The organism is Falsibacillus albus (genome assembly GCF_003668575.1).
In the GTDB taxonomy this organism is placed as follows: Bacteria; Bacillota; Bacilli; order Bacillales; family DSM-25281; genus Falsibacillus; species Falsibacillus albus.
The window spans coordinates 158,569-170,603 of the sequence record NZ_RCVZ01000004.1; the positions used below are offsets into that span (position 1 = coordinate 158,569).

The 12,035-nt window shown below is 40.8% G+C and carries 14 protein-coding genes; all 14 read right to left on the reverse strand.

The window, feature by feature from the left end; genetic code table 11:
- Positions 1-728: 728 nt before the first annotated feature.
- The 14 genes from D9X91_RS07880 to D9X91_RS07945 all read right to left on the reverse strand — a co-directional run bounded on the left by D9X91_RS07880 (position 729) and on the right by D9X91_RS07945 (position 12,026).
- Entirely contained in the window at positions 729-1,358 is a 630-nt protein-coding gene (locus D9X91_RS07880) for an MSMEG_1061 family FMN-dependent PPOX-type flavoprotein (protein WP_121680052.1), read from the reverse strand.
- Between the two features lie 44 nt (positions 1,359-1,402).
- Positions 1,403-1,804, reverse strand: a complete 402-nt coding sequence (locus D9X91_RS07885; RefSeq protein ID WP_121680053.1) for a DUF2500 domain-containing protein — start codon at positions 1,802-1,804, stop codon at positions 1,403-1,405.
- 139 nt (positions 1,805-1,943) lie between these two features.
- On the reverse strand, positions 1,944-2,777 hold the full coding sequence (locus D9X91_RS07890; protein ID WP_121680054.1) for an undecaprenyl-diphosphate phosphatase: 834 nt from the start codon (positions 2,775-2,777) through the stop codon (positions 1,944-1,946).
- A gap of 253 nt (positions 2,778-3,030) precedes the next feature.
- Positions 3,031-3,651, reverse strand: a complete 621-nt coding sequence (locus tag D9X91_RS07895; protein ID WP_121680055.1) for a class I SAM-dependent methyltransferase — start codon at positions 3,649-3,651, stop codon at positions 3,031-3,033.
- A gap of 52 nt (positions 3,652-3,703) precedes the next feature.
- Positions 3,704-4,162, reverse strand: a complete 459-nt coding sequence (locus D9X91_RS07900; RefSeq protein ID WP_121680056.1) for a PepSY-associated TM helix domain-containing protein — start codon at positions 4,160-4,162, stop codon at positions 3,704-3,706.
- An 83-nt stretch (positions 4,163-4,245) separates the two neighbouring features.
- Positions 4,246-5,463 (reverse strand): sensor histidine kinase, encoded by a 1,218-nt coding sequence (locus D9X91_RS07905; protein WP_121680057.1) that lies wholly within the window; start codon positions 5,461-5,463, stop codon positions 4,246-4,248.
- Between the two features lie 9 nt (positions 5,464-5,472).
- Entirely contained in the window at positions 5,473-6,144 is a 672-nt protein-coding gene (locus tag D9X91_RS07910) for a response regulator transcription factor (protein ID WP_121680058.1), read from the reverse strand.
- 78 nt (positions 6,145-6,222) lie between these two features.
- A complete protein-coding gene (locus D9X91_RS07915; RefSeq protein WP_233569739.1) occupies positions 6,223-7,392 on the reverse strand; it encodes an ABC transporter permease in 1,170 nt (389 codons plus the stop codon).
- On the reverse strand, positions 7,349-8,080 hold the full coding sequence (locus D9X91_RS07920) for an ABC transporter ATP-binding protein (protein ID WP_325050508.1): 732 nt from the start codon (positions 8,078-8,080) through the stop codon (positions 7,349-7,351). The genes D9X91_RS07915 and D9X91_RS07920 overlap by 44 nt, the downstream gene beginning before the upstream one ends.
- Complete coding sequence (locus tag D9X91_RS07925) at positions 8,081-9,052, reverse strand: efflux RND transporter periplasmic adaptor subunit (RefSeq protein WP_121680060.1); 972 nt, start codon at positions 9,050-9,052, stop codon at positions 8,081-8,083. It abuts the gene before it with no gap.
- Between the two features lie 316 nt (positions 9,053-9,368).
- Positions 9,369-10,232 carry an alpha/beta fold hydrolase gene (locus D9X91_RS07930; protein WP_158598267.1) on the reverse strand — a complete coding sequence of 288 codons (864 nt, stop codon included), beginning with the start codon at positions 10,230-10,232 and terminating at the stop codon, positions 9,369-9,371.
- A gap of 15 nt (positions 10,233-10,247) precedes the next feature.
- Positions 10,248-10,946: an ATP-binding protein gene (locus D9X91_RS07935; protein ID WP_233569740.1), complete on the reverse strand. Its 699-nt coding sequence runs from the start codon at positions 10,944-10,946 to the stop codon at positions 10,248-10,250.
- Positions 10,947-10,972: 26 nt separating this feature from the next.
- On the reverse strand, positions 10,973-11,413 hold the full coding sequence (locus D9X91_RS07940) for an ECF transporter S component (RefSeq protein ID WP_121680063.1): 441 nt from the start codon (positions 11,411-11,413) through the stop codon (positions 10,973-10,975).
- A gap of 22 nt (positions 11,414-11,435) precedes the next feature.
- On the reverse strand, positions 11,436-12,026 hold the full coding sequence (locus D9X91_RS07945; RefSeq protein WP_121680064.1) for a cob(I)yrinic acid a,c-diamide adenosyltransferase: 591 nt from the start codon (positions 12,024-12,026) through the stop codon (positions 11,436-11,438).
- Positions 12,027-12,035: the final 9 nt, after the last annotated feature.

Consider the following 12,035-nt stretch of genomic DNA (forward strand, 5'->3'; position numbering starts at 1 on the left):
GAACTTTAACAATATAAACATGTTGAACTTCTTTTATTCCTACCATGAAATTCAATTAAGTAAGAAAAACTGTTAAAAAGAACAACCTCTGAGAAAATAAAAAAAGAGCCGAATGGGCTCTGCAGAAAGATACATTTTAATTTCACTCAATAAGCTTGTTTTCCTAGAGAGTGTTGTTAAAATCCTAATGCTGATTTTAATGAAATAAAGCTATTTTGTTCATTGAAGGAAAGTTTTCCAGCTTTATTCTATCCAAATACGTTATTTTGATGTTGAAGTGAAAGGGACAAATCTAAATCACTTTACTCTAAAGGCTGACAACATCAGGATTAATCATCTGTCTTTACACCGCCGCTGATTTCCGTGCAAGACTTCGCTTTCCGCGGGGCCTCACACGAAGTGAGGTCGTTCGATGTTGGTAAAGGACAAGGAAAGCTTCGGAAGCGACCCATCGCACGAATAAAAATGCCTGGCATTTTTTTTGGTAGTGCCGAACTTAATCGAACATCCCCCCAACCTCTCCTCGCAGCGGGGTCTCACCTGTCAAGCTAATCCCGCCGGTGTCTTCGTCTTGCACTCCAATCAACAGCAAGAATATGCCAAAAACAACAAACACACTTTAACATGAAAAATCCGAACGAATCAGAAGTCTATGGAAGGATTTCACATTATAATTCGGGTTTTTCTTCGACTAAACACTTTTGTCGCAGCCTTATGAGAAAAAACCTTTAATAAAGCCGTTTTTGATAGCTTTCTTCAAGTTTTTGTCTTATATGCTCCTCGGTTTTGTCAGGTGAATTAATGTGTGAAGCCATTATTTTCGCTGCTGTCGGCAATTGATCACGATCCAGCCAAGAGCTTCCTTCCCAAATTTTGGATCGTTTTAATGCTTTTGCACAGTGAATGAAAGATTCTTCGGGTTCAATGGCAATCGCCAAGAGCGGTTTTTTTTCTTGCACCTTCATTCTATCAAGGAGATCTTCATCATAAATGACCCACGCCTTACCATTGATTCGAAGCGTTTCCTCCATTCCCGGAATTAGAAAAATCAGTCCTGCCTTATTTGTTTCCAAAATATTATGGATGGAATCCAACCTTCGATTACCCGGCCGCTCCGGAATGAGGATATATCTACCTTTGTAGATTTTTGCAAAGCCAGGTGCATCTCCCCTGGGTGATACATCGTGTTGACCGTTTGAATCTGCAGTCCCAATTATTAGGAAAGGCGATTTTTCTATAAAATCTATACAGTGTTGATCAAGAAAATCAATTACTTTCTTTACAGAGGCTTCACTGGGTTTTCCAACGATTTTTGCCGCTTCTTCATGGTCGGCAACGATTTTTTTGAATGGGAGCATCTTACACCTCAACTTTTCATATACATAATATTTTTATTAACAACTTAACTACCAGTATGTAATTCTCTTTCAAAACCAAGAAATCTTGTCCCTTGAAACGTCAATTGTCCAATGTCATCTTCAGCTATTTGCCCGAATTCATTTCCTGATATTCTTAATTCCATTCTGTCTCCGCTCTCAACTTCAAATGTTACAAAGTAATTTGTGGATGTTGAATGATGATGATGACCGTTATTATTATGCGCGTGCCTCCTTATTTCCGACCGTTTCGCCACGATTTTTGCAGGAACGCTCAATATCGGTTGCTTATTGTTACGGCTCCACTGGGATAAACCATTTATAATTCTGAAAATGATGGTACCGATGACAATAATGAAGATGATCCCGATAAAAATAGGTGCCAAACTGAACATAATATCCATGCCTCCGTTCTGACCAAAAGGCATGTAATCCCCCCTTGTAATCTAAAGTGATCTTATATATCTATGTACGGAAAAATAGATTATAAGTTTCAAAAAACAATAATTTTTTAGAAGACAGCTTATAATAAAAGCCAGGATCTTTATTAAAGATCCTGGCTTTTAGTTACATATGGATGATTAAAAATAAGATCAGGGCGAGGACAATACGATAAATCGCAAAAGGAACTAGTTTTATTTTATTGATCAAGGCAAGGAAAAATCGAATCGAGATCAAGGCGACTACGAAGGCGCTGATGAAACCGACTATGAAAAATGGCAGGGCATCCGGAGTGAAAGCCGACCAGTTCTTTAACAATGTCAACGCACTTGCACCAGCCATGATTGGTACTGCCATGATGAAAGTAAAGTCTGCTGAAGCACGATGGCTGAGTCCTGATAAGACTCCTGCTGAAATGGTGGAACCCGATCTTGAGAAGCCTGGCCATAATGCAAGACATTGGAATAGTCCGATGATAAAGGCATGTTTGTAGGTAAGTTTGTCAACCGTATCAAGCGTATGTGTCCTTTTGGACTTCCAATCTGCAATCAACATCAAAATCGCTCCAGCAACCAACCCGATGATGACCGTATTGATTGAGAAAAGATTGGCTTCAATATAATCATCGAACAACAAGCCTAATATGACTGCCGGCAGGAGCCCGACAAATACTTGAAACAGGTTCAATTTATGGTGATTCACTTCGTCTTCGCTTTTCATTTTCTTAAGATGCAGCAGGTCAAAAAAACGATTGCGGAATACGACGACAACGGCTAAGATCGAACCCAATTGAATGACTACCTTGAATGCAGTCGCAACCTGCGGTGTAAATACTTCTTTTGAATTCAAAAACATGTCATCAACAATGATCATATGTCCGGTGGATGACACTGGCGCAAACTCAGTCAGGCCCTCCACGATGCCAAGGATCGTCGCGATGAAAAGGTTCCATATGTGCAAAGAATACACACTCCTTTTATTCACTGGCTGAAAGGTAATTAAACACAACAATCTGTGAGAAAAAAGCCTTATAATTTTATCACTTTCTAATATTAATCTTTTTCCTGCATGCATGTCTATAGAAAAATGGCACTCTAGCTTTTTGCATAAAATTAATCTTTTTCCTTGTGCATTGCCTATCGATCAGTGTTTAATGACCAAAAACTTAAAAGGTGCATCAGACTGATGTCTGCTGCACCTCATTGCCTTCATTCTATTTCTTGTATGAATTGGATAAAAGCAGTGCTTGGTAGTCCGGCTGCCCTTCTCCCATCTCCAACACTCGAAAATCTTCTACTTTAAAAAATGCAGAGACTGCCATCTGGATATCTTTATGTCGGTAAAAGGAAAAGAAACGCTTCGGTTCATAGGTGTCATCTTCCCAAATCCCTTCACTTTCAGCCCCACCGTATACCCCCATATAAAACAATCCGCCAGGCTTTAGTACAGATTGAATATTTTTAAGGGTTATCGGCAATTCTGCCTTCGGGATGTGCAGGAGTGAGTTCATTGACCAAACAAGATCAAAATGTGACGACGGGAATTCCAGATCGGAAAAATCCATTTCGATTGCATTCAATCCTTTTTGTTTACAAGTTTCAATCATTGATGTCGATAAATCGATGCATGTGACCTCAAACCCATTATTCTTAAAGTAATCGGCCTGATGCCCTGGTCCGGAGCCTAAATCAAGCAGTGTAAGAGTTCCTTTAGGTGGTGTTTTTTCAATAAATTTGTTCATTTCGTTGATTTTCCAGGATTGAAGATGCTGTTCATTTCTTTCCAATGTTTTTTGGTCATAGCTTTTCTTTAAAATCGTCTTAAATTGGTCCATAAAATCTTCCCCAACTTTTTAGAATTAATATTTATATTACCATAATATTCTATCAAGTTGTTATTTCTTTTGGTTCATCAGGCAATCGGTCTTTTCTATTTTTATTTTTTCTTCTTGTCCAAAATATCTGGCCTGATATCCATAATCCAGTTCCAGTCATGAGGAGCATGCCGATGGAGGCAATTAAGCCGATAATGCCGGTATGAAGGGATCGGACCGTCCCTTGAAGGGATGAACCGCCACGGTTGCCGTTGAATCCTTGGAACCTGGCGTTTCCACGAGGGCCATCATCAAAGGTTTGACCCCCTTGTGAGAATATATTTGCGGAACCGGATCCGTCGGTGCTTCCCAGCTGAAAATTCGGTCTTTGAAAGCCTGCTGCCCCTTGCATTCTTGGTCCATGGTCTTCCCCATTGAAATACATGACAATCCCGGTCAATGATTCAATGAATAAAAACAAGGAGGCAATGATTCCGATCCAAAAATGGATTTTACGTACATTTTTCTTCATAAGTGCTCATCCTTTTGATTGATTTTCCTTTTTGAGGATAAGCCTATTATGTTGGTTTAACCTTAATTTTTACTTAAGATGCCTCATTTTTGGTGTTTCGGAAAGGTGACAATAAAAGTAGAACCTTCACCAAGTTCGCTTGCAACCTTTACTTTTCCATGATGTTTTTCAATGATCCACTTTGCAATCGATAAACCGAGGCCAGCTCCTTCATTTGAAGAACGGGAAGCATCTGTTTGATAAAAACGATCAAAAATTTTCGGGAGATCCTCCTCGTTCATACCTACTCCGTTATCTTTGACCTCAATGGTTATCGAAGTTTGAGATGAGTAGCAGGTCAAAAGAATTTTTCCTTTCTCATCTGTATATTTTAATGCATTATCCAAAAAAATGACGATCATTTGATGGATTCGTTCCTTATCCCCTTTGAACGTCACAGGCTCCCTTTCGACTCGGATCAACTTCCCTTCAAATGAAGCTACATCTTCAAATTGAGCGGCAATCGAGGCCAATAGTTCATCCATCCGAAACTCTTCCTTTTTGACTTCCGCTTGATCAGAATCCGATCTTGCCAACGTCAGTAAATGGGAAACGAGCTTCGTCAGGCGTCTCGTCTCATTGGATATTCCTGAAATATCCAATGCCTTCTCTTCTATGGTTGCATCCGGTTCACGAAATAATAGATCGGTTTTGCTTTGGATGACGGTCAATGGTGTCCTGAGTTCGTGGGAGGCATCGGTGACAAACTGCTGTTGTTTTTCCCATGATCTCTTTATAGGGATCAATGCCCTTTCTGCAAGGAAATATCCAGCTGCAACAGCTAAAACACTGCTTACAGTGCAGCCGATGATCATCATCCATAATAGTCGGTTCAACATTTCTTTTTCAGATGTAGTGATCCGTATGACCTGTACCGTTATTTTCCCCACATTCGTGTCGACTACATTGGCGATGGACCGAAAATAAAAATGTTCGAGTTTTATATCTTCCAGCTCACCCATTTTTTTTGGTTTCAAGTCCTCTTTGTTCTGCTCATATATTGGGTTGAGAGCTTCCGGCTGAATGAGTTTTCCTTTTTCATCCCATAAAATGATCGAAGTTCTCGGATCCCTGAAATGGAAATCCCGCGGGCTGAGCGCTCCGCTGATGATTTTTTGATTGGTATCCATAAGTTCGCGATTTACATCCTTAAAAAGATTTTCATATGCATAAGAATAAATGATGAATCCCAAAATGCTGATCAGCACGATAAAAATAAAAGAATTAAGTATTGTCAATCGTATCCTTGTTTTTTGAAACATCCATTTTCCCTACTTCTCTTTTAGGATATAGCCTACTCCCCTGACAGTTTTAATATCGGTATGGTATCCGAACGGTTCCAGCTTCTTTCGCAAATGATGCATGAAGACTTCGACGATCGCAATCGTTGTATCCGAATCGAATCCCCACACTCGGTCGTAGATTTGTTCACGCGTCAATATCGACCCTTGATTTTGAATAATATATTCCAACAATTCGTATTGCTTCAAAGTGAGTCTAACAGGGTTTCCATTTATCAGGATTTCCTTCTCTCTTCCACCAAGTTCGATGCCCCTATATTTTATGGTCAGATCAGTGGTCAGGCTGCCGCTCCTCCGAAGCAGTGCCCTGACTCGGGCGATAAGCTCGGGTGCTTGAAATGGTTTAACCAAGTAATCATCTCCACCATAATTCAGTCCCATTACTCGGTCTTCGAGGGAATCTCTGGCTGTTAAAAATAATACTGGGGTCTTGACACCTTCCTTCCGAATCATCTGAATGATCTCAAAACCATCCATTTCCGGAAGCATGACATCCAGCACAATGGCATCGAAAATATTCTGGGCAGCCAGATAATATCCATCCTCGCCAGTCGATGCGGATTCTACATCAAATTCTTCTGATAAAATGTCAACGATCGTTTGCAGCAGCGGCAAATGATCTTCTACCACTAAAATCTTCATGATTTCACCTCTAATATAAAGATACAACAAAATGAAGCGGCTGCAATATGCAATCGCTCCATTTTGTTCGGAATCTTGTTATTCATAGCGCAGGGCTTGAATAGGATGAAGCTTGGATGCTTTATTTGCCGGGAAGACACCGAAAACGACCCCAACAAATAATGAGAATAAAAAGGCGTTCACCATGACATTTGGTGAAAAGGAAACAGACATGTTAAAGGATGTCGATGCGATCTGACTCCCTCCGATGCCGATTAAGACCCCTATCAATCCGCCAAGGGAACTGATAACGACGGCTTCGACCAAAAATTGGAGCAGGATTGCACTTCGTTTCGCTCCGATCGCTTTGCATATCCCGATTTCCTTCGTCCTTTCGGAAACAGAGACAAGCATAATATTCATGATTCCGATTCCTCCGACCAGCAAAGAAATACCTGCAATTCCACCAAGCATCATCGTCATCGTATTCGTCACAGAACTCATCGTGTCCATTAAATCCTGTTGATTGACGACACTATAGTTGTCCGATTGATTCGGAAACATGCTGGCAAGCTTCCTCTCTATTAGGTTCATTAAGAAGTTCATTTGATGTTCATCTGAACCTTGGATATATAAGGTTTGAATCGTTGTCGTCTTTAATACTCTTTGGGCTGTACTTAACGGCATGATGACTGTATCATCCCCGCTTTGACCAAGTGATTGGCCTTTAGATTGAAGGACTCCTACGACCTGGTAGGAAGTTCCATTCACTTGAACGGCCTGCCCAATTGGATTTGAGAATCCAAAAAGCGTTTCAGCAGTTGTCGAACCTAGGACCACCACCTTTTGACGGTATTCAAGGTCAAGGTCGGACAAAAACCTTCCTCTGCTCACTTTCGTATCGCGCACTTCCTGGTATGCAGCATTCGTTCCGGTCAAACTTACCTGTGATGAGTTTCTCCCGTATTTCAACGTCACACGGCCAGAAACAGAAGGTGAAATATTTTTGATCCCATTCAATTTTTTGATTTCTTCAACCTTTCCATTATCCAATTTTACTTCGTCTGTACCAAATACATTTACCGTCAAGAGGTTCGTACCAAGCTGATTGATTTGACTGGTAACAGACTTAGTCGATCCTTGTCCGATGGATATTAAGATAATGACTGAGGAAACGCCGATGATGATCCCGAGCATAGTCAAGAATGCTCTTAATTTATTGCTTCTAATACTGCGCAATGCCATTTTGATTGATTGCATCAACCCCAAGTGTCTCACCTCTTTTCTCGTATAGCTGGCCATCTTTGATATGAACGACCCTTGAGGCTTCCTTGGCCATTTCATTATCATGTGTGATTAAGATGATCGTATGTCTTTGTCTATGCAATTGTTTCATAAGGGACAAAATTTCTTCACTCGTCTTACTGTCTAGTGCTCCAGTGGGTTCATCTGCTAGTAAGATCGGTGGATTTCCTACTAAGGCTCTGGCAATGGCAACCCTCTGCTGCTGACCGCCGGATAATTGATTCGGAAGATGGTGGGATCGATCAAGAAGTCCGACTTTTTTCAATGATTGAAGAGCCATCTCCTTTCTCAGCTTAGTGGGGATCCCTCTATATGTTAGGGGTAATTCCACATTTTCAACAGCCGTCAGTTTGCCTAAAAGATTAAAGTTTTGAAAAATAAACCCTATTTTTTCATTCCTGATTTGAGCCAATTGGGAATCATTCATCTTCTTGACCTCGCCGCCATCTAACAAGTAGCTTCCGGTATCTGGCCGATCTAGGCACCCGATCATATTCATGAAGGTGGATTTTCCCGATCCGGATGGACCCACAACGGCGACAAAATCTCCTTGCTGCACAGATAAGGAAACATCCTGCAGTGCATGAACGATTTCACCGCCAAGAGAATACGATTTATTCATATTTTTGATTTGGATAATTTCATTACTCAATCAGTTTCCTCTCCTTCCGCCGCTATAGCCGCCAGAAGAACCTCTCATCCTGTTCATTCCACCCATTCCGGACATTCCGCCATTCATGAATCCGCCTTGGCCCATTCTTCGATTTTCTGAGTTGGAAGAAGCTCCAGATGCTATTGAAGGCAATTGTACTACTTGACCGGCGTTTAATCCTTCAGTAATCTCTACATAGCGATCATTATGAATCCCTGTCTTGACCAATTGCTGCTTAGCAGCAGGCTGTGATTCCGAATCAGATGAATTATCAGTCAACAGCACAAATTTTTCATTGTTTGATGTATAAACAGCTTCTATCGGTACATAAATGGCTTTATCTTTATGATTAATTAAAATGTGTGCTTCAGTAGACATACCCACAAGTAAGTTTTTGGGATCATCGATATGTACAGTTACGTCAAACGTTGAAACACCATTTTCAGAATTTCCTTCCTTTGCAATCTTTGATACTTTACCTGTAAAAGAAGTACCTGGGAATGCATTTGCCGTCAGTTTGACAGATTGTCCAACTTTGATGCTCGGAATGTCCAGTTCATCAACGCCGATTACGGTTTGGAGGTTTTTATAATTCGTAAGATGTGCCAGTACCTTTCCATCTTGGACTCGTTCATCGTTGACTGCTGTGAGTGATGTAATGGTGCCGTCTGCAGGGGCAGTAATTGGATCGCTTCCGTCTGTAAATGAAACAAGCTCATCCCCTGACTTTACAACGTCTCCTTCTTTTACTAGGACTTCATCAATCTGTTTATAGTCTGTTGCCGTAATATCTGTACTCGTCACCGGTTCAACTGTGCCAGAACCAGTTACATTTACGTCCAGACTGCCGCTTTGAGCCGTTGCGACAAGGTTTTGTGCTTTTATCGGTTCAGGTTGACTTTTTTTATAAATATATAATCCTCCACCCCCGATCACTACGATTGCTATGACCGTCCATATCCATTTTTTCAAGTAAATGCGCCTCCTTAGAAATCTTCCTTTTCACTTTAATTGGGCGCCCCGAAGCGGAGTTCCGCTCCAGTGGCACCGTATATAAAAAGGGGATGAGCTTATTATGTAAGGAGGACCTTAACTTTTCCTTAAGAAAAATAAAAGGTTGTTTGAAGGAAAAAAACTGATGTCTACGAAAAGGGTGTAGAAATCAGCGGACATTGATTATTTGACTTAATTCAACAAAACACCAGAGCTAAGGCGCCTCTTTATTAAAACCAAAATAAAATAGTATTCAGACAGCTCAAAAACACCGTATGCCACAGCATACGGTGTTTTAGTCATTTGCGTCCGTAAAGACAACGGTTCTTATCCATTTAAAGATCTCTTCAGCGACTAATTCAGGGTGGTTCCAGTTTGGATTATGCTTTGTATTTGAAATGCTTAAGACGCTCAGATTTGTGATGCTTTTTTTAATATTTTCAATGGCGTCTTCCCGTGAGGTATCAATGAAGGGTATTGTAGCATGGATCAGCAACACTGGGCATTGGACAAAACGATGAACGCTGGAACACAACTCAAAGTAAAAAGCTTTTATGATTGAAAGTAAGGTGAATTCTTCAGATATTAACATAAATTTTCCTTGTTGATACTTAAAGGAAGATGCTATCGTAGCGTTCAATGCTTCATCCCATTTCTTTGTTGTGTAATCTTGATACACGCTGATGACTTCATTCCAATTATCATAAATGTTGTTTTTCAAATATTCCTTCCATGCATTCAGCGACTGATGTTTCGTCAAAGAGGCGTAATCTGGAAAAACATATCCTCCATCCAAAAGTACGACTCCTAATACTCTTTCTTGAAAATTTTTTGCAATATGCAAGCAAAGGTCACCTCCCCAGGAGTGACCAACAAGGATAAATGTAGATTTTGATAATTTTGCTATGATACGGAATATATTTTTTGATAATTCAGTGAAATGGTACTTCTCTTCATTCAAGTAAGGCGGTGTTCTTCCATGTCCTGGACTGTCCAAGAGGATGAAATGAAATTGTTCTTTTAATTCTTCTAAGAGGCTTGAGTATGCAAGCGCATCTGCTGTCATTCCATGATGCAACACCATAAGAGGTTTGTTGGAATCCCCTCCACAATAACCGTGGTATTCATGGCCGTCGCCCTTCAACATAAATGGCTGCATATACATATCTCCCCCTCAGTTATGATCATTTGCTATATCCACATGATGAAATAAATGCCCTGCCAATTCCTTCAGCTTTTCACCTGAACACTTATCAAATGCAACGACTGCGCATGTCGCAGGACCTGCTGATTTGTTAACGTCCAAGGAACATTTCACCTTTTCAGCTGAAAGGGTCGAATTATGGGTGAGCTGTTTTAATTTATGAAGGATCCCTTTAGAGCCTACAGGATAAACATCAAAGCGATCGACTATCAATCTTTTGAACAACGAAAGCGGGAGGATATCGATTGGTTTTGTCAAGACTTCTGATCCGACAAGCGGCATGCCGATTACTGCAAAGTGGTTTGTTGCCAAGTTATTATTATGAATATCGTTTCTCCTTCCCAAAACTGTAAGTCCCAGACCGGATTGCTTCAATGGGAAGTTGCTTTCACTGCTTCCAGTGATTTGGAGCGGATTTATCCCAAGCTCCCTAGTTCCCATCAATATGCCGTCACAATATTCACTCCATGCCTCTTCGCCGGAAAAGTTTTGCATGATCACTGCTTCAGGTACCCCGCCGTCTGCCATGCATTCCATAACCGCAACCCTAAAAGAATAATAGGCTGTTATCGTATTGGGGGCATAAACAATATCATCTGATTTAATGCCGACTGCCCCACTGTTATCGCAGGCAATCACTAAGTTTCCAAGGTGAAGGCTATCTCTCATTTTCATTACTCCTTAATTGCACTTTTCTATATCTTTCTTCTATATCTTTCAATAACCAGACAAGAAATACTTACGTTCAATATAGAAGCGATTATTAATGGAAACAGCATCGAATAGTAGAACCCCATTCCTAAGATCGGGATAAATGGAAGTGGTGCTGCAACCCCATTTCCTATTACAAATTGAACGATTGCTACCTTTCGGTATCCTTTTCTGTAAAAAAGAGAAAAACAAATGGCCAGCAACGACATTTCTAGAGCTATTATTACATGTAATGGACCAAGTGGAAAGCCTGACAGCATTGCTGAAAGGATATGTCCGCCAGCTGCAGCAATACCTCCGCTCCATGTTGAAGCCAGCACACCTGCGACCATTGCAGGGGCAGAATCCAAAGCAACGCTCCCTACACCGGAAGGAATCTTAATAAATGCTCCGATTGCCGATATGGCAACAAAAAATGCAAGCATGCTCAATCTCTTGGCTATGGGTTTATTTGTCATCGGTTGTAGTTTTTCGCTTTCCTTTAAACACTTTGGCACTTCTGGCATATTCCACATCATTAATTTTTAACCTGAAATTGATTACCCTTGCCAATGCAAAAAAATAATCTGAAAGCCTATTTAAGTATTTAAGTGCTGCTGATGATGATCCTTCATCCAATTTTGTTAAGGAAACGACCAGTCTCTCCGCCCGTCGTGTCACCGTCCTGGCAATATGAATGGACGCTGCAGGCTTGGAACCTCCAGGAAGGATGAAGCGTTCGAGCTGAGGTGCTTCCTGAATGAATGCATCGATTCTCTTTTCCAAATAATCAATGGTATCCGACTTCAGCTTCGCCTTACGTTCGCTTGATACATTGGCCAAGTCCGTACCAAGGTCAAATAGTTCATGCTGTATTTTCTCCAAGTCTTCTAAAATATCCGAAAATAATCGTTGATCCAATTCAGACACTGCTTGCCCTACGAAACTATTGATTTCATCCACTGTTCCATATGCGTCGACGCGTATATCATCCTTGTCCACCCTGCCGCCTATTAGGCTCGTTTTTCCTTTATCTCCTGTCCTGGTATATATCAACATAGACATCAC

What these genes read in the sequence shown, in the direction of transcription:
- D9X91_RS07885 (WP_121680053.1), bottom strand. Translation starts at nt 1,804, where the DNA reads ATGCCTTTTGGTCAGAACGGAGGCATGGATATTATGTTCAGTTTGGCA.
- D9X91_RS07930 (WP_158598267.1), bottom strand. Translation starts at nt 10,232, where the DNA reads ATGCAGCCATTTATGTTGAAGGGCGACGGCCATGAATACCACGGTTAT.
- D9X91_RS07945 (WP_121680064.1), bottom strand. Translation starts at nt 12,026, where the DNA reads ATGTTGATATATACCAGGACAGGAGATAAAGGAAAAACGAGCCTAATA.
- D9X91_RS07935 (WP_233569740.1), bottom strand. Translation starts at nt 10,946, where the DNA reads ATGAGAGATAGCCTTCACCTTGGAAACTTAGTGATTGCCTGCGATAAC.
- D9X91_RS07880 (WP_121680052.1), bottom strand. Translation starts at nt 1,358, where the DNA reads ATGCTCCCATTCAAAAAAATCGTTGCCGACCATGAAGAAGCGGCAAAA.
- D9X91_RS07940 (WP_121680063.1), bottom strand. Translation starts at nt 11,413, where the DNA reads ATGCTTGCATTTTTTGTTGCCATATCGGCAATCGGAGCATTTATTAAG.
- D9X91_RS07900 (WP_121680056.1), bottom strand. Translation starts at nt 4,162, where the DNA reads ATGAAGAAAAATGTACGTAAAATCCATTTTTGGATCGGAATCATTGCC.
- D9X91_RS07910 (WP_121680058.1), bottom strand. Translation starts at nt 6,144, where the DNA reads ATGAAGATTTTAGTGGTAGAAGATCATTTGCCGCTGCTGCAAACGATC.
- D9X91_RS07905 (WP_121680057.1), bottom strand. Translation starts at nt 5,463, where the DNA reads ATGTTTCAAAAAACAAGGATACGATTGACAATACTTAATTCTTTTATT.
- D9X91_RS07895 (WP_121680055.1), bottom strand. Translation starts at nt 3,651, where the DNA reads ATGGACCAATTTAAGACGATTTTAAAGAAAAGCTATGACCAAAAAACA.